Raw genomic sequence first — 16694 nt, forward strand, 5'->3', positions numbered from 1 at the left:
GCCGGGCCGTTGCTTCAGCCCTACAAATTAGCCTCGGCGTATTCCGCCAGTGCGGACCGAGGTACACCCTGCAGGTGGATGTGACCACCGTGGCGGAAGCCTTTGAAGCGCTCGGTCATGTAGGTGAGCCCCGAGCTCAGCGGACTGAGATAGGGGGTGTCTATCTGGGCCAGGTTGCCCAGGCAGATCACCTTGGAACCATTGCCGGCTCGGGTGATGATGGTCTTGATCTGATGGGGGGTCAGGTTCTGGGTCTCATCGATTATGATCAGACTGTGCTGGAAGCTGCGGCCCCGGATGTAGTTCAGTGATTTGAAGTGCAGGGGCACTTTGCTGAGAATGTAGTCGACGCTGGCGGTCATGTTCTCGTCGTCTTCATGGAGTGCTTCCAGGTTGTCGACAATGGCGCCCAGCCAGGGTTCCATTTTCTCCGCTTCGGTGCCTGGTAAAAAGCCGATGTCCTCATCCAGGCCCTGGGTGCTTCTGGTAGCTATGATGCGTTTGTACTGTTTACTGGCGACGGTCATTTCGATACAGGCCGCAAGGGCCAGGATGGTTTTACCCGAGCCGGCCGAACCGGTCAGGTTAACCAGATGTACATCCGGGTCGAGCAGCAGGTTGAGTGCCATGGACTGGTAGATATCCCTCGGCACCAGGCCCCAGACTTCTTCACTCATCAAGTCGTGCTGATGCAGGTCCTGCAGTACCAGACGGTCGCCGTCGATATCGACGACCTTGCCTATGAAGCCTTGCTCATCCACCACGAACTCGTTGATATGCAAGTTCGCCAGCTCACCTTCTTTTTTCAGCAGGTGTTCGGTAACACCTTCCCGTTGCACGGTTTCCACCTTGGCGATGTTGTCCCAGAACGAGTTCGGGAACTCCTTGTAGCCCCGGGGCAGGAGCTCTATGTCATCCACCAGCTGATCGGTATGGTAGTCCTGGGCATCAACCCCGAAGCCCCGGGCCTTGAGTCGCATGTTGATGTCTTTGCTGACCAGGATGATGTCCCGGGATTTATGCCGGGCTTGCAGCGCTGCCAGGTTGTTGATGATTTTATTGTCGTTCAGGTGCTCCGGCAGCGCGTGGTTGCCGGCGTGTTCCGTGCTCATAAGGATGCAAAGGGTGCCCAGAGGTTCCGCCTTTTTGGCCCGGATGATTGGTACGCCGCGTTCAATGTCCTTGGGTGATGCATCGCCCAGTAATTTGTCGATGTTGCGAATCGCCTGACGGCAATCCGCTGCAACCGATTGCTTGCCGGTTTTCAGGCCGTCCAGCTCTTCCAGGACAGTCATCGGGATAATGACATCGTGTTCTTCAAAATTCAGGAGGGCGTTGGGATCGTGGATCAGGACGTTGGTGTCGAGGACGTACATTTTTTTCCGAGCTTGCGGTGCTCTTGGCATAAGGCTCGATACCTCTCAGGCGTAAGGACCGGTTGGGCCGGTCTGGGTCGTTCGGGCGCTGGTCAGACTGCGTCAGTTGCCACTGGCACAGCGCTGGGTCAGTGCCTCGTCGGATATCAGTTTAAGCATGTCGTAAGTGGTAATAATACCGGTAATTTTCTTGTTTTGTGTGACGAAAATCCGATGCAGGTGCTCTTTCATCATCACGTTGGCGATTTCCCGCACCGGTGTCAGTTCGTCAACACACAACAGGCTTGGGGTCATGATGTCGCGGACTTCTACCGGCACCTTGCCCATTTCTTCGAAGATGATCATGCGCAGTCGCTTTGCCTCTTGCTCATCTTCCGGTGTCAGGTTGGCGTCTGCCTGATCGGACCGGCTCGAGGACCAGCGGAATTCAGTAATGTCCTTGAGGGTGGCAATGCCGACAATCTCGCCGTCGTCATCGATAACGGGGCTGCCGGTGATTTCATTTTCGGTCAGAAAACGGGCCAGTCGGTCCATGGTCCAGGATTGGGGAACGGCTTTGACGTTGGGGGTCATGATCTCATGGGCGAGAACAGTCATGCTTTATGGTCCTGCTGCTAATGCTCCTTTGAACTCTGAGCTTAGCTGTTCCGCCGGGCTTAGCAAACCTCCGCATCGACTTATTCCGCCTCGTCGCCCGGGAGGCACCCCTGGGGTGCGTCGGATTGTAGGAGCGGTTTCAACCGCAATCAGGGCCGCGCCTTGGCACCGGTTCGCGACTGAAGTCGCTCCTACAACAACGCGTCGTTTGCGGTTATGAGTGCTCGGGCAGGGTTACGTTGAGTTCGAGCACAGAGCAGTTTTCATTGCGGTCCAACTCCACCTGCACCATGTCGTCGTCGATCTGCACGTATTTGCGAATCACTGCCAGGATTTCCTGCTGCAGGGCAGGCAGGTAGTCCGGCTGGTCCCTCTGGCCACGCTCATGGGCGACAATGATCTGCAGGCGCTCCTTGGCGACGCTGGCGGAGGGGTTTTTCTTGGTCTTGAAGTAATCGAAGAAACTCATCCGTTTTTACCCCTTGAACATCCGTGAAAAGAATCCCTTTTTCTGGGATGTCATAAACCTGTGCTCACGTTCTTCACCAAGTAGCCGGGCGACGGCATCCTCGTAGGCCTGGCCAGCATCACTCTCATCTTCGAGAATGACCGGCATGCCCTGGTTGGAAGAGTTAAGCACGACCTGGGATTCCGGAATCACGCCCAGCAGGGGGATGGCCAGAATTTCCTCCACGTCGGCGACGGAGAGCATCTCACCCTTTTCCACCCGAACCGGGTTATAGCGCGTCAGCAGCAGGTGCTCCTTGACCGGGTCCTGGCCAAGCTCGGCACGGCGTGACTTGCTCTGGAGAATGCCCAGAATGCGGTCGGAATCCCGTACTGAAGAGACCTCCGGATTGGTCACGACAATGGCTTCGTCAGCGTAATACAGCGCCATCAGGGCACCGTGCTCAATGCCGGCCGGTGAGTCACAGACGATGTAATCGAATGTGCGGGACAGTTCGTTGATGATCTTTTCAACGCCTTCCCGGGTAAGGGCTTCTTTTTCGCGGGTCTGGGAGGCGGGCAGGATATAGAGCGTATCCACCCGTTTGTCGCGAATCAGCGCCTGGTTAAGGCTGGCTTCGCCCTGGATGACGTTGACAAAGTCATACACCACCCGGCGTTCGCAGTTCATGATGAGGTCGAGATTACGCAGACCGACGTCGAAATCAATGACCACGGTTTTGTGGCCCCGGCGGGCGAGGCCGGTACTGATCGACGCGCTGGTTGTAGTTTTGCCAACGCCACCCTTTCCTGAGGTAACGACAATAATTTTAGCCAAGGTAGCCGTCCTGTCTGCAGTGTTGAGGGGTATCCACCCGGGATACGCTCATTGAATTTGGATAAATCAGGCTTTTTCCAGCGGCGTTACCACCAGCAAATCGTCCCTGAGCTGAATCTGAACCGCGGTTTTCCAACCATGGTCCTGAAGATCTTCCGAGATTTTATAGTGTCCAGCGATAGAGACAAGCTCCGCTTCCAGCGACTGGCAAAAAACCCGGGCTGATTCCTGCCCGTGAACCCCTGCCAGGGCTCGTCCCCGAAGAGGGCCGTAAACGTGTATATTGCCCGCCGCCAGTACTTCTGCGCCTGCCTGTACCGGTGCCAGAATGACCAGGTCACCCTCGGGGGCATAGACCTGTTGCCCGGACCTTACAGTTTGGTTAATTATCTTTGCGGCCACCGGCCCGCTGGTGACGGTGGCCTCGGTTTCAGCGACAGCTGCTGGCTCTTCAGGGGTATCGGCTGCAACCGGCTGTTCGCGCTGGGTGGTGGCAGGCAGCAACGCCAGCGAGGCATTACGTGCAAGTCGGCGCTGGTCTTCGTTGCCGCCCCGGATGGCCACTACGTGAATGCTGTGGCGCCGGCAGATGCCGATGATCTGGAAAAAGTCGAGTTCTGTCGTCAAACCCTCGTACTTTTCGAGCGCCAGGATAAGGGGGATATCCCGGAAAAACCCCGGCGCCTGGCGAATCTTGTCACGCAAGGTGTCTTCGAACGCCTCGGTATCGAAAAAATGCAGCTCCAGGGCAGTCATCGCGACATTGGCACCCTTAAGCTGGAAACAGTGGTGGGTGCCGGTGGTGGCGGAATCTGTCATGACGTCACGTCTTCCTCAAAATTGTCGGCCACGCCCTCGGAACGGGGGCGTAACGGCGATGACTCAAAATGGATCCCGGACCAGCCGGTGCCAATAAACTGGCGAATATTGCCATGGCTGGACCCTGTGGGTTCATCAAGTACGTTTTGATAGTGGCGGCCGAAACATTGCAGCGTCTCGGCCTCGGTCAGGCTGACGTATTGCGCCAACCCAAACAGTTTGCAGGAGCCTTCGTTCTCCCCCGGTGCATTGAACAGGGGCCCGTTATGAAACCCGCAGGGCGTGTAATGAAAGTAGCGCTCTACCAGTGCCAGGGTATCTTCAAAATCCCCGTGGCCTGCGCTCAGGGCGGCGAGGTGAATTCGCACCGCGCGGGTGACATTCACGACTGTTCTGGCCCCTTGTGAGGCTGCTTTTCACCGGTCTGGTAGCGCGCCTTCCAGTCGTCATAGGGCATGCCATAAATGCGCTCCCGAGCTTCGGGGTCGCTGATGTCAAAACCCCGTTCGGCAGCTTCGGCGCGGTACCATTTGGATAAGCAGTTGCGGCAGAATCCGGCCAGATTCATGAGGTCAAGGTTCTGTACCTCGGTGTGGTCACGCAAGTGGCTGACCAGGCGCCGGAAGGCAGCTGCTTCGATGTCGGTCTGGGTCTGTTCGGGAATCTGCTGAGTCATGGGGTCTCACATATGCTGATGAACAATCCTGACATTCTCGGCATGTTACAGTAAGATACAAGGCTGTATGAATGTACAGGAGATGGACACATCTGGATGCAACGGTTCAGAGGCCACCAGCGATCATGACACAGCGCAAGATAATTCACATTGACTGCGACTGCTTTTATGCAGCCGTCGAGATGCGCGACGACCCGTCATTGCGGGGCGTTCCTCTTGCGGTGGGCGGTGAGGGCGGCCGGGGTGTGGTGACCACCTGTAATTACCGCGCCCGTGAATTCGGGGTGCGTTCCGCCATGCCTGGAGCCGAAGCCAGGCGCCGCTGTCCGGATCTGGTCACCGTGCCGCCCGACATGGCCCGCTATCGGGCGGTTTCACAGCAGGTGATGGCTATTTTCAGGGAGCTGACGGACCAGGTCGAGCCGTTGTCGCTGGATGAAGCCTTCCTCGATGTCAGTGAGGTGGATGCACATCATGGCAGTGCGACCCTGATGGCGGAATTTCTGCGCCAAAGAGTGCGGGATGAGGTCGGCATTACCGTCTCGGCTGGCGTGGCCCCCAACAAGTTTCTCGCCAAGATTGCCAGTGACTGGAACAAACCGGACGGCCTGTTTGTATTGCGACCGGATCAGGTTGACGAATTTGTGCGGTTATTGCCGGTGGAGAAACTGTTCGGCGTGGGCAAGGTGACTGCGGGCAAGCTTCACGGGCTGAATATCCGGACCTGTGGTGATCTGGCTCAGCTTAAACCCGAGCTGCTGGTGGACCGGTTCGGTCGCCAGGGCCTTCGGCTTTTCCAGATGGCCCAGGGTCTGGACGACCGGCCGGTGGTGGTTACCCGGAACGCCAAATCGGTCAGCGTCGAGCGCACCTTCTCCAAGGACCTCCCCGACAAAGCCGCCTGCGAGACTGTGATGACCGCTCTGGTGGATGACCTGGCCAAACGCCTGGCCCGGAAAGGCGGTCGCAAACCCATCCACAAGCTGTTTGTGAAAATCCGCTATAGCGACTTCTCCACCCACACCCTGGAGCGGGTAAGAGAACAGGTTCAGATACCGGAAACCGGCGATTACGCGCCGCTGCTGGATGAGCTGATCACCAATACCGAGCGCCCGGTGCGTTTGTTGGGACTGGGCGTCCGCTTTCGCAACGACGAAGCGCCGGTGATGCAGTTGCGGTTATTTGATTGAAACCAGGCGTGCCCCCAAACTTAAGGTCTCCGCTGTGTTGTAGGAGCGACTTCAGTCGCGAATCGGTGCGATGCCACGAACACTGATCGCGGTTGAAACCGCTCCTACCAACCAACGCACCTCAGGGATGCCCTGGTAGGAGCGACTTCAGTCGCAAATGAGGCGATCGCCAGACGCTGGGATCGCGGTTAAAACCGCTCCTACAAGGGCTTAGCGGAGCCAGTGGGGCCGTTTTGTTTCTCCATAGCGTTCAAACAAACCAATGAAGAAACTCGGTCCCCAGTCCGTAGGTCGCGCCCAGGCCCAGACTTGCGCCAATGAATGCCCCAACCGCTACATCGCTGGGGTAGTGAAGCCCCAGAACCACCCGTGAGGCCGCAACGCTGAGTGTGAAGGGCAGCAGCACCAGCGCCATTGTCGGAGCCATCGTCGCCAATAGGGTATTGAAGCAGACCGCATGTAGGGTGTGACCGGAGGGGAAGCTGTAGCGGTCCAGGGGCGGGGTGCCGCAATTAATGGAGGGGAAGGAGATAAACGGTCGTTCGCGAATCAGTATCTGCTTCAGCAATTTGTAGGTGACGGTGCAGACCAGGCCGGTGGCGGTCATCAGTAATGCGATGGCCAGGCCGTCTTCGGGTCGGATTACGGGCAGGGCGAGGATGATGGCGTACCACAGCCAGCCATCACCGAGCCGGCTGATGAGCTGGAAATAGCCATGGACCGGGCGGAACCGCAGCGACCGGTTGATGGCCTGACACAAGGCAAACTCGCGCTGGTCGACCCGGCTAAAGAAGCGAGAAGCTTTGGTTGACGGCATGGTATTTGGCCTTTTGTGGAGCGTTGAGCACAAGCTGCTCGAATTGTTCAATTTGCAGGTGCCAGTTCAGGTCGAGGGCATCCAGTCTTGCCTGTGCCCGTATCCGATTTAACAGCGTTGGTTGGTCGGCCAGTTTCAGAGCGTTGTCGATGAATCCGCTGTCGTCATCCAGCGCGGCCTTCATGCCGTTTTCTTCCTGCCGGATATGCTCACTCGCCGCGGCGTCATCATACGCGACCACTGCAAGGCCGCTGGCCATGGCCTCGGTTACCACGTTGCCGAAGGTGTCTGTTTTGCTGGGGAACAGGAATAAGTCACCGGATGCATAGTGTCTGGCCAACGCTTCCCCCTGCTGGATTCCGCAGAATATATAATCGCTGTGCCTTTCTGCGAGTCGCTTTCTGAGAGGACCATCACCGACCAGGACAAATTTCGACCGGGTATGCAGTGCCCTGAGTCGCTCAAAGCAAGCCACCGCCATCTGCAGGTTTTTTTCCGAGGCGAGCCGTCCGACATACAGAACCGCGCGATCCTGCGGCGCCAGCCCCCAGGCTTCCCTGAGCGTAGCACTCCGCTTGTGAGGCGCGAACCGGTTGCAATCAACGCCCCGACTCCAGACTCCGGTGGGGGCGATGCCCATGGTGTGGAGGGTTTGGGCCATCTTTCGGGTCGGTACCAGGGTAATGGCTGTCCGGTTATGAAACCAACGGCCGTAGCCGCAGATCAGTTTTTCCAGAAAGCCGACGCGATAGTATTTGCTGTAGCTCTGGAAATTGGTGTGGAAGCCGGAAATGACCGGGATACCGAGTTTTTGTGCGGCGTTGACAGCGGCGATACCGAGAGGCCCCTGGGTTGCAACGTAGATAGCATCAGGACGGTGATGGCGCCAGAGCTTTCGAAGCGTGGCGGTACGTGTGACGCCAAGGCGTAGATCCGGATAACCTGGCAATGGGAAACCGGTGACAACAAATTCATCTGAAAATAGGGCAGCGCCAGCACCTGCAACCGGGCCGCGGGCCTCCTTTTGCTGGCGGGGACGGACCACGGATACCCGGTGGCCCCGTTGCATCAGGCCACGGCACAAGTGCTGCAAAGTATTCGCCACGCCGTTAATTTCGGGCGTAAAAGTTTCGGTGGCGATGACGATGTGCTTCATGTCGGAGGATGCCTGATTGCCTGTTCTCATGGGTCTTCCCGTGCTGGATGAATCCGGCGTATGGGGTTACTCTCGCCTGTCCACTACTATGGGAAGCCACTGTGACAGTCAGAAGTCAGTCAGGTGACAATCCTTTTAAGAAGTTACCTACTTTGTCGCGCCACTAATTGAATATCACCATTCGGAGGATACATGCAGACACGTAAGCTTGGCCGGACGAATATCGATGTCAGCCTCATTGGCCTGGGTACCATGACGTGGGGTGAGCAGAACACGGAGCAGGAGGCGTTCGGTCAGCTGGATCTGGCCACTGCCGAGGGCATCAACTTCATCGATGCGGCTGAAATGTACCCAGTGCCTCCACGTGCCGAAACCCAGGGCCTGACAGAAACCTATCTCGGTAACTGGCTGGCTCGTCGTGGTCGCCGGGAGGATCTGGTCATTGCCTCCAAAGTTGCCGGCCCGGGAAACGGGCTGACTTACCTCCGTGACGGGCCTCGCCTGACCGCAAAGCAGATTCGCGAGGCCTGCGAGCACAGCCTTCGGCGCCTGCAAACAGATTATATTGACCTCTATCAGGTGCACTGGCCTGACCGCAGTACCAATTTCTTCGGCCAATTGGGCTACCGCCACAACGAAGATGAAACGGCTACCCCCATCGAAGAGACCCTTGAAGCGCTGCACCGTCTGGTTGAGGAAGGCAAGATTCGCCAGATTGGCCTCTCCAATGAAACCCCATGGGGCATGATGCAGTATTTGCGGTTATCTGAATTGAAAGGCTGGCCCCGTATCGCAAGCATTCAGAACCCTTACAACCTTCTTAACCGGTCCTTCGAAGTAGGACTGGCGGAAATGGCGCACCGGGAACAGGTCGGTCTGTTGGCCTATTCACCCCTGGCCTTCGGGGTGCTTTCGGGTAAATACCTCGGTGGGCGGCGCCCTGAAGGCGCCCGTATGACCCTGTATGAGCGCTTTAGCCGGTATGCCGGAGAGCGAGGGGAAGAGGCCACCAAAGCCTACGCAGACCTGGCAAAAGCACACGGATTGTCGCCAGCCCAGCTCGCGCTCGCCTATGTAAACAGTCGCGGCTTTGTGACCAGCAATATCATCGGCGCAACCAGTCTTGAGCAGCTACGCGAGAACATCGGTTCGGCGTCCGTTGAGTTGAATGACGAAGTGCTGAAGGCGATTGAAAAGCTGCACGGGGTATTCACCTATCCTTGCCCCTGAACCCCCGTACAACTCAGTTGATGGGAAGATGAGTGTGGGCTCGAGAGCGCCGTCTCGAGCCGGCATTACATGGTGTTACGTACGTTGCTCGAAAATTGACAATTCCCAACTGATTCAGTGACAAAAAAGACGCCTAAATGTGTGCTGAATCACAGTCATAAACCCGTTTCGTATTAGACTTTAGCTTGAGACACTATTAGACTTCACAACTTAATTTCGGGCTTGGCAACTCATGATAATTCGCATCTTTCTGGTTCTTCTCGCGCTCAATCTGGTGGCTTTCGTGGTTCGCGCCGAAGCGAATGAGCGGGCGGTGATTGTGGAAGAAATTTATCCGGAAGATGTTTACACCCTACAGGACCGCATGTCTGGCAATTTTGGCAACCGGGATGAAGATGTGCTGACCGATCTGGGTGCCCGGCTCCTGAGCTGGCGTTTCAGCAGTGGCCGTGGTGACATGCGCAAGTATGCATCCGATGCAGCGATCCCGGATCACGGCGTAGCGTTGGTCAACGAGGGCGCCTGCCTCAACCTGAAATGGAAGTTTTGATTGTCTGCTCCAACCCGATTCTGCCGTTTGCTGACTTTTACCTGCTTTCTCCCCCCGCTGTAACGAAAAACCCATAAGCGCATTGTCTGCTAACGAATCCCATGTGATCATCTCCCCAATTATGGCGTAACGCCGGAGAAGTAAACCGGAATCAGGGAGAGAAAGTGACTATGGCCAGGACTGCGTTAATGCTGACCGATGCTGATGCCTGTGTGGAGGCGTTGATTCAGAAAGTAGGTAAGAACATCACCCTGGGGTTACCGCTGGGGCTCGGCAAGCCGATTCGGCTGGCCAATGCGTTGTATCGGCGCGCTTGTCAGGATAAAACCCTGAAACTCCATATTGTTACTGCTATCTCCATGCTGGCTCCGTCGGGTAGCTCGTCATTGGAGCGTCGGTTCATGAAGCCGTTTTCTGAGCGGCTTTACGGCAACATCCCCGAACTTGCCTATGCCGTCGATGTGATGAAGGGCCAGCTTCCGGACAACGTTCAGGTCTCCGAATTCTTTTTCAAAGCGGGCAGCTTTCTTCACCATCGTGGCCAGCAACAGAACTACGTTTGCAGCAACTACACCCATGCGATGAGAGACCTGATGGCTCAGGGGGTGAATGTGGTCGCGCAGATGGTATCGCCGCCAGAAGAGACCGGCAGCGATTTCTTCAGTCTGAGCTGCAACCCGGATCTGACACTGGACCTGATTCCCGAGCTCAAGGCGATGGAACACCAGGGTCATGCCATTGCACTGATTGCCGAGACTAACCGGAATCTTCCGTATTTCGGGCGTGATGCGGAAATTCCTGCGGATGCGTTTGATGTGGTTCTGGACCAGCCGAAGCAGGATTATCCCCTGTTCTCAGTGCCGCAAATGGCCATCAGTCCCACTGACCACCTGATCGGCTTCTATGCCAGCGCCTTACTGCGAGACGGCGGCACACTTCAGGTGGGCATAGGTTCCCTGGGCGCTGCCCTGGTACACAGCACCATTATGCGACACCGGAACAACGACGCCTGGCATAAGACGTTCAAGACTCTGAACATAGATCAGCGCTTTCCTGTAGCGGCTCGTTGCGGCGGCACCGGGGTGTTTGAAGAAGGGCTCTACGGCTGCAGTGAGATGATGGTTGATGGTTTCATTCATCTGATGAAGGCCGGCGTTCTGAAGCGCGAAGTATATGACCACGTGGGCTTGCAGCGGCTTCTCAATCGGGGCCGGATACGTCCTGCAATCACTCTTGAAATGCTGGATGTGCTGCGCCAGGAGGAGTTGATTGACTCTCCGTTGAGAGCCAGGGACGTCCGCTGGCTAATGCGGTATGGCATTCTGAATGATCAGGTCGTCTTCAAGGGCGGCCGGTTGACGGTGGGCGATCAGTCCCTGGAGCCGGACCTTGATGATCCTGAGGCTCGCGAGCGCTTGGCTACCCTCGCATTAGGCTCTCATCTGACCGGAGGAGTGGTGCTTCACGGTGGCTTCTATCTGGGGCCGGAGAATTTCTATCAAGCCCTGAGAGAGCTGACGCCGGCCCAGAAAGACCAAATCTGTATGACCAGTGTGAACTTCATCAATCACCTCTACGACCATCGGTTTGGTGACCAGAAGCTCAAGGTAGCGCAACGCAAGGACAGCCGGTTCATCAACTCCGCGATGATGCAGACGCTCAGTGGTACCGCTGTTTCGGACGGCCTGGAGGATGGCCGGGTAGTGAGTGGTGTCGGTGGTCAGTACAACTTTGTCGCAATGGCTCACGAATTGCCGGGCGCGCACTCGATTCTCGCGTTGCGCAGCACGCGTCAATCCGGTGGCCAGGCAGTATCAAATATTGTCTTCAGTTACGGCCATTGCACGATTCCCCGCCACCTGAGAGACATAGTCGTGACCGAATACGGCATAGCGGATCTTCGGAGCAAGGCGGACCAGGAAGTCTATCTGGCGTTGATTCGTATCGCCGACGCCCGCTTTCAGCCAGACCTGCTGCGCCAGGCCCAGAAAGCTGGCAAGGTGGCGGCCAGTTTCCGGCTACCGGCAGAATGGGGCCAGAATACCCCGGCGTTCGTCCAGGATGCCCTGCAAGCGGCCGGGGAAAATGCCTTCCCGGCATTCCCGTTTGGCTGTGATTTTACCGAGGAAGAGCTGATTCTCGGTAAAGCCCTACGTGGCCTGAAAGCCGCAACCGCGACCCGTCGTGGTAAAATGGCGACCCTTTGGCGGGCGTTGAGAACCGGCCCTGGCGATGAAGCCATGGCGCCATTGCTGGAGCGCATGGCGCTGACGTCGCCGTCTGGCTTCAAGGCCCGGATAGACAGACGCCTGCTGGTTCACGGGCTGCGACAGGCGGACCATTTCAAACTATCTGAGGATAATGCTGACTAATGCAACGACCGGCTGTTTATACCGTTCACTACCGCTTGAAGAATCGTACCGGTGAAGTCATCGATACGTCGGAAGGTGGCGAGCCGCTAACTTTCATGCTGGGTTCCGGCAGCGTCATCAAGGGTATCCAGGAAGCCGTGAAGGGCCGTGGGCCAGGCGACTGCCTGGAAGTCACTGTGCCGCCGGAACTGGCTTATGGTGAGCACAACCCCGAGCTGGTGCGCCGGGTGCCCCGCTCCATGTTTGAATCCGTGGATGACTTGCAAATAGGGATGAAATTTCAGACCAACACCGGCGATGAGGCTCAGGTGATCAAAGTGGTTGGTATCGATGGCAACCTGGTTCATGTTGATGCCAACCACCCGCTGGCGGGATTCACGCTGTATTTTGATCTCGAAATTGTTCAGGTCAGAGAGGCCAGTGACGATGAGCTGGCGTCAGACCCACCCCGGTGAATGTCTGCCAGTCCGGCGGCGGTGCCACAGTACCGATAGTTGTGGCCCCCTGAGGAACTACCGGCACTGATTGTCCGGCGCCCAAGGCGTCGGTGATGTCCGTGCAGCTCCGGTTCGCCCCGCCCCCTGGCGCCCAGTCGCAGGTAAGCCTTCAAACGAACCTAAGATGACGAGCCCATGACAACTGACCGTAAGCCAGCTACCTTTAGGGCGTGTCACGGGGTGTAACAAAAAGCCTGTTCCCTGTATATTTCTGAACAGCGTGTATGATTGCTGTTACCGGGCGTTGTCTGTATCGTCGCCCGGATGCGCTGCATGTGCAGACGTTTTGATGTGTGCAAGCGGTTTCAGTGTGATACCGGGTATTGAAGTACGGGGCTTGATAAGCGCCGGTTGGCTCGGAAAAGGGCCGGGTCCATCGCGAGGGTGGTGGCCTGCAACGGGAAATCAAGAACAGAGATGGACGCGTGGAACAGACAAATAACGAAGGTTGGCGAATTCTCATCGTCGAGGACGATGAGCGACTGGCAGATTTGACGCGGGAGTATCTTGAGAGCAATGGCCTCTCAGTGACACTTGAGAGCCACGGTGGCCAGGCAGTTGAGCGAATCAAGAACGAGCAGCCCGACCTTGTCGTGCTTGACCTGATGTTACCTGGCGAAGACGGGCTATCCATTTGTCGCCGGGTTCGGCCATTTTTCCAGGGGCCGATTATCATGTTGACGGCTCGTACCGATGACCTTGATCAGGTCCTTGGTCTTGAAATGGGCGCTGACGACTACGTAGGCAAGCCGGTCAAGCCCAGGGTCCTGCTGGCCCGTATCCGGGCGTTGTTGCGTCGGGTGAGTGAGAACGCGGCGGCGGCGAAAGCGCCTGAAAGCGCCGATGAGCCCGTCAGACTTCAGTTCAATGACCTGGTTGTTGACCGGGCGATGCGCGAAGCCTGGCTGAATGACGTCAGTATCGACCTCACCAGTGCCGAATTTGACTTGCTCTGGCTGCTGGCCAGCAGCGCCGGCAGGGTGCTCAGCCGTGAAGAGATCTTCACGGCTCTGAGGGGTATCGAATACGATGGTCAGGACCGCTCTATCGATGTACGAGTCTCCCGCATAAGACCAAAGATCGGGGATGACCCTGTTCATCCGCGGCGAATCAAGACTGTTCGTAGCAAGGGCTACCTTTTTGTAAAAGAAGCCTGACAGCGATCTCCGGGCCCCGGCCGCAAGGATCGGGCCCGCCTTCATTACCACGGTAGGGTCCGATGCCCCTGAAGTTTTTCTTGAAACTCTATACGTGCCTGATAGTCCTCACCGCACTGGTCCTTATTCTCTGTCTCGTTTTGTTCTGGGGCGTGAACTCGGTTCGCAGCCAGTCATGGCAGGAGCGCTTTCCCGAACCGATGATGCGTTGGCTGGCGTCTGTTCCGGCCCCTGCAGCGCATTACCCATGGCTGGGATCCTTTTACGATTTCCGGGTGATCCGTCCGGACGCACTGGCACCAGTGGTTCAGGAAAGGCTCGCCTATGGCCAGGTGGTGGCATTGGCAAGCACCTTGGGTCCCGAGATTCTGGTTCAGAATACTGACGATACCGTCCTCAAGTTACGGTTCCGTGAGGTCTACAGGGATGTTGCCGAGGCCACTGCACTTATTGTGCGAGGCCATCTCAGCGCTTTGCTACCGCAAGAACGTGATGCCGCTATCGAGCGGCTCTCAAACGCATTTTCAGTGCAGTTGGCTTTGCTTTCCGAAGCTGAGTCGCTGCCGGAAAGTGACGTGCTCGAACGGGTTTCCGAGCGCGGGCTATCCTACTATCAGGCCAGTCAAGACAGCGCTGCGAAAGTGCTGATACGCCTCGACGACGGTGCGCTTGCCCGATTGCAAATGCCCCCACCGTTCAACCCCCGGGCCTGGCCGGTCATGCTGTTGCTTGTCCTGGTGGCAGGCGGTGCTCTGGCTGGCGCCCTGCTGCTGTTGTTGCGGGGCGTGGATCATAATCTGCGAGCGGTCGAGTCGGTTGCGGTCCGAATTGCCCGGGGTGAAATGGACGCGCGAGTAGAGACCGGTGAGAGCCAGTTGGTCTCGCGTCTGGCGGCAACGTTCAACAGTATGGCCGAGCACATTCAGCGTCTTGTAGGGGTGCAGCGTGAGATGATCCACGCGGTGTCCCACGAGCTGCGCACACCGGTTGCCCGGATACGCTTCGGTGTACAGATGATAGAGGACTGTGACAATGCAGCCGATCTCCAGAAGCAGCTGGATGGAATAGACGGAGATATTCAGGAGCTGGACGAGCTGATTGATGAAATTCTCACCTACGCGAGACTGGAGCAGGGAGGGCCTGTTTTTGCGCTTCATGAGTCATCGGTTATCGATATTGTTCGCCAGGTGGTAAGCGAACAGCGACTGATCCATACCAAGGTTGCCATTGACGCCGTGGTACCGGCAGAGGCGGAGACCTGGGCGTTATCTGATGTCGAGCCACGCTATCTTCACCGGGCAATCCAGAACCTGGTGGGAAATGCTGCCCGCTATGCCAATGGTCAGGTGCGCGTTACCTGCCAGTTGGACGAACATACCTGTCGTGTCGACGTTGAGGATGATGGTTCAGGTATTCCCGAAGAGGACTGGGAAAAGGTATTTACCGCCTTCGCGCGTCTGGATGACAGTCGCACCAGAACGTCAGGCGGCTACGGGCTGGGGCTCTCAATTGTGCGACGAATCCTGTATTGGCACGGTGGTCAGGCCTTTGTCGCTCGCAGTGATGAGCTGGGCGGAGCCAGGTTCAGTCTGGTCTGGCCCCGCAAAAAAGCGGAAGAACGTGAGGAGCCTGTCAGGCCCTGACGCGATGTAACAAAGCCACAACACAATCCACACTGACCGCCCGCGCAAACTGGCTGATACTCGATGTCGTAAGGGATGGCTTTTGAGGTTGTAGTTCTTACGAACTTTCCTTGTTTCATTCGTCATTTTAGAGCCGGTTTTCCGGCTCTTTTTTTTGCCTGTCCGCTCCGTCCTGGGTTCCGGCTGGCTTCCATTCTGCAGTTCCCCCTAGCCTGATTATGTCACTGAGGACCGGGCGAATGCGATAAGGTGGTCTGCCTCGACTCGTATCGGTACATGCTCACCCAGATAAAAATCGAGATGGCTGCGAAACAGTGCTTCGAATTCGGTTTCTTCGGACAGTTTGAAACGATAAAGCGTCGATGTTCCGGCGAAGGTCTTCTCAACCACCTTGGGTCGCAGGTTTGAGTCCGGGTCGTGAACAATATCGTCCGGTCGAATCAGTATGTCCACCAGAGTCCCCGCAGGCCAGCTATAGGCCCGGTTGCCCCGGATCACGCCCAGTTCGGATTCGATGGTGTCTGGCCCCAATGCAGTGCCCGGTATGAAGCCACCCTGACCAACAAAACCCGCCACAAAACGGTTGGTGGGCTCATGGTACAGGTTGTAGGGCACGTCCCATTGCTGGATCTGACCATCTTTGAGCACCGCTACCTGATCACACATGGCAAAGGCTTCCTGCTGATCATGGGTGACCAGAATGGCGCTGATGCCCAGAGTTTTCAGAATATCCCGCACGTCCAGGCTGAGCCGGCGGCGCAAGTCGGTGTCAAGGTTCGAGAAAGGCTCATCAAGCAGAATCAGCGTCGGTTCTGGTGCCAGTGCGCGCGCGAGTGCAACACGTTGCTGTTGCCCGCCAGAGAGCTCGTGGGGGTACTGACCGGCAAGGTCCTGTAAGTGCACCAGCTCAAGCAGCCCCGCGACTTTCTGGATGCGGTCATCCTTGCTCTGGTGCCTGAGCCCGAAACCTATGTTATCTGCGACAGTCAGATGCGGAAACAGCGCGTAGTCCTGAAATACCATGCCAATCCGCCGCTTCTCCGGTGCCATGGTCCGGTCCGGCAAACTGATGACAGAGGATTCCAGCCGGATTTCACCAGCGCTGATCGGTAAAAATCCGGCCAGCGCCCTCAGTATTGTACTCTTTCCGCATCCGCTCGGGCCCAGCAGGCATCCGATGTCACCCTGGCCGAGAGAAAAGCTGACGTCTTTCACTACAAATTCTTCGCCGTAACCACAGAAAAGGTTGTTGACGGTCAGCAGCCAGTTGTCTTTTTTTATTGGTGCTGGGCCATGTGAAACCTCGGGTAGTGTGGTTAGCGTTTGTGT

At 56.9% G+C, this 16694-nt stretch carries 17 protein-coding genes; 7 read left to right on the forward strand and 10 right to left on the reverse strand.

The features are described 5' to 3' along the window. Positions 1-20: 20 nt before the first annotated feature. From F6Y09_RS06525 to F6Y09_RS06555, 7 genes are all read right to left on the reverse strand, one after another. Positions 21-1406: a PhoH family protein gene (locus tag F6Y09_RS06525; RefSeq protein ID WP_425481815.1), complete on the reverse strand. Its 1386-nt coding sequence runs from the start codon at positions 1404-1406 to the stop codon at positions 21-23. Positions 1407-1478: 72 nt separating this feature from the next. Continuing rightward, positions 1479-1973, reverse strand: a complete 495-nt coding sequence (locus F6Y09_RS06530) for a CBS domain-containing protein (RefSeq protein ID WP_152206130.1) — start codon at positions 1971-1973, stop codon at positions 1479-1481. A 214-nt stretch (positions 1974-2187) separates the two neighbouring features. Then, complete coding sequence (gene minE / locus F6Y09_RS06535; RefSeq protein WP_152206131.1) at positions 2188-2442, reverse strand: cell division topological specificity factor MinE; 255 nt, start codon at positions 2440-2442, stop codon at positions 2188-2190. Between the two features lie 6 nt (positions 2443-2448). After that, positions 2449-3258 carry a septum site-determining protein MinD gene (gene minD, locus F6Y09_RS06540; RefSeq protein WP_152206132.1) on the reverse strand — a complete coding sequence of 270 codons (810 nt, stop codon included), beginning with the start codon at positions 3256-3258 and terminating at the stop codon, positions 2449-2451. A gap of 66 nt (positions 3259-3324) precedes the next feature. Beyond that, positions 3325-4077: a septum site-determining protein MinC gene (minC, locus tag F6Y09_RS06545; protein ID WP_152206133.1), complete on the reverse strand. Its 753-nt coding sequence runs from the start codon at positions 4075-4077 to the stop codon at positions 3325-3327. After that, a complete protein-coding gene (locus F6Y09_RS06550; protein WP_152206134.1) occupies positions 4074-4463 on the reverse strand; it encodes a HopJ type III effector protein in 390 nt (129 codons plus the stop codon). Before F6Y09_RS06550 ends, minC begins: the two co-directional genes overlap by 4 nt. Next, on the reverse strand, positions 4460-4753 hold the full coding sequence (locus F6Y09_RS06555; RefSeq protein ID WP_152206135.1) for a DUF1244 domain-containing protein: 294 nt from the start codon (positions 4751-4753) through the stop codon (positions 4460-4462). Before F6Y09_RS06555 ends, F6Y09_RS06550 begins: the two co-directional genes overlap by 4 nt. A 125-nt stretch (positions 4754-4878) precedes the next feature. Between F6Y09_RS06555 and dinB the strand changes: the two genes are divergently transcribed. Continuing rightward, positions 4879-5943, forward strand: a complete 1065-nt coding sequence (gene dinB / locus F6Y09_RS06560; RefSeq protein ID WP_152206136.1) for a DNA polymerase IV — start codon at positions 4879-4881, stop codon at positions 5941-5943. A gap of 250 nt (positions 5944-6193) precedes the next feature. Here the strand turns inward: dinB and F6Y09_RS06565 are convergent, their stop codons facing one another. Together F6Y09_RS06565 and F6Y09_RS06570 are read right to left on the reverse strand one after the other, a co-directional pair. Beyond that, positions 6194-6760 (reverse strand): phosphatase PAP2 family protein, encoded by a 567-nt coding sequence (locus F6Y09_RS06565; protein ID WP_152206137.1) that lies wholly within the window; start codon positions 6758-6760, stop codon positions 6194-6196. Then, positions 6729-7946, reverse strand: coding sequence for a glycosyltransferase family 4 protein (locus tag F6Y09_RS06570; RefSeq protein ID WP_152206138.1), 1218 nt, complete (start codon positions 7944-7946; stop codon positions 6729-6731). The genes F6Y09_RS06565 and F6Y09_RS06570 overlap by 32 nt, the downstream gene beginning before the upstream one ends. Positions 7947-8108: 162 nt before the next feature. Between F6Y09_RS06570 and F6Y09_RS06575 the strand changes: the two genes are divergently transcribed. From F6Y09_RS06575 to F6Y09_RS06600, 6 genes are all read left to right on the forward strand, one after another. Further along, positions 8109-9146 (forward strand): NADP(H)-dependent aldo-keto reductase, encoded by a 1038-nt coding sequence (locus F6Y09_RS06575; protein ID WP_152206139.1) that lies wholly within the window; start codon positions 8109-8111, stop codon positions 9144-9146. 232 nt (positions 9147-9378) lie between these two features. Further along, a complete protein-coding gene (locus F6Y09_RS06580; protein WP_152206140.1) occupies positions 9379-9696 on the forward strand; it encodes a hypothetical protein in 318 nt (105 codons plus the stop codon). A gap of 188 nt (positions 9697-9884) precedes the next feature. Beyond that, on the forward strand, positions 9885-12068 hold the full coding sequence (locus F6Y09_RS06585; RefSeq protein WP_246180372.1) for an acetyl-CoA hydrolase/transferase C-terminal domain-containing protein: 2184 nt from the start codon (positions 9885-9887) through the stop codon (positions 12066-12068). Continuing rightward, positions 12068-12523, forward strand: coding sequence for an FKBP-type peptidyl-prolyl cis-trans isomerase (locus F6Y09_RS06590; protein WP_152206142.1), 456 nt, complete (start codon positions 12068-12070; stop codon positions 12521-12523). The genes F6Y09_RS06585 and F6Y09_RS06590 overlap by 1 nt, the downstream gene beginning before the upstream one ends. A 467-nt stretch (positions 12524-12990) precedes the next feature. Continuing rightward, positions 12991-13722 (forward strand): response regulator, encoded by a 732-nt coding sequence (locus F6Y09_RS06595; RefSeq protein WP_152206143.1) that lies wholly within the window; start codon positions 12991-12993, stop codon positions 13720-13722. Positions 13723-13802: 80 nt separating this feature from the next. Next, positions 13803-15365, forward strand: a complete 1563-nt coding sequence (locus F6Y09_RS06600) for an ATP-binding protein (protein WP_343031073.1) — start codon at positions 13803-13805, stop codon at positions 15363-15365. A 216-nt stretch (positions 15366-15581) separates the two neighbouring features. Here F6Y09_RS06600 and F6Y09_RS06605 read toward each other — a convergent pair whose 3' ends face one another. Continuing rightward, a complete protein-coding gene (locus tag F6Y09_RS06605) occupies positions 15582-16646 on the reverse strand; it encodes an ABC transporter ATP-binding protein (protein WP_246180420.1) in 1065 nt (354 codons plus the stop codon). Positions 16647-16694 lie beyond the last annotated feature (48 nt).

The organism is Marinobacter changyiensis, assembly GCF_009193265.1.
GTDB classification, from domain to species: domain Bacteria; phylum Pseudomonadota; class Gammaproteobacteria; order Pseudomonadales; family Oleiphilaceae; genus Marinobacter; species Marinobacter changyiensis.

Excerpts from the sequence above, each read along its gene's own strand:
- F6Y09_RS06525 (WP_425481815.1), bottom strand. The coding sequence starts at position 1,406 with ATGCCAAGAGCACCGCAAGCTCGGAAAAAAATGTACGTCCTCGACACC.
- F6Y09_RS06530 (WP_152206130.1), bottom strand. The coding sequence starts at position 1,973 with ATGACTGTTCTCGCCCATGAGATCATGACCCCCAACGTCAAAGCCGTT.
- minE (WP_152206131.1), bottom strand. The coding sequence starts at position 2,442 with ATGAGTTTCTTCGATTACTTCAAGACCAAGAAAAACCCCTCCGCCAGC.
- minC (WP_152206133.1), bottom strand. The coding sequence starts at position 4,077 with ATGACAGATTCCGCCACCACCGGCACCCACCACTGTTTCCAGCTTAAG.
- F6Y09_RS06555 (WP_152206135.1), bottom strand. The coding sequence starts at position 4,753 with ATGACTCAGCAGATTCCCGAACAGACCCAGACCGACATCGAAGCAGCT.
- dinB (WP_152206136.1), top strand. The coding sequence starts at position 4,879 with ATGACACAGCGCAAGATAATTCACATTGACTGCGACTGCTTTTATGCA.
- F6Y09_RS06565 (WP_152206137.1), bottom strand. The coding sequence starts at position 6,760 with ATGCCGTCAACCAAAGCTTCTCGCTTCTTTAGCCGGGTCGACCAGCGC.
- F6Y09_RS06570 (WP_152206138.1), bottom strand. The coding sequence starts at position 7,946 with ATGAGAACAGGCAATCAGGCATCCTCCGACATGAAGCACATCGTCATC.
- F6Y09_RS06575 (WP_152206139.1), top strand. The coding sequence starts at position 8,109 with ATGCAGACACGTAAGCTTGGCCGGACGAATATCGATGTCAGCCTCATT.
- F6Y09_RS06580 (WP_152206140.1), top strand. The coding sequence starts at position 9,379 with ATGATAATTCGCATCTTTCTGGTTCTTCTCGCGCTCAATCTGGTGGCT.
- F6Y09_RS06585 (WP_246180372.1), top strand. The coding sequence starts at position 9,885 with ATGCTGACCGATGCTGATGCCTGTGTGGAGGCGTTGATTCAGAAAGTA.
- F6Y09_RS06590 (WP_152206142.1), top strand. The coding sequence starts at position 12,068 with ATGCAACGACCGGCTGTTTATACCGTTCACTACCGCTTGAAGAATCGT.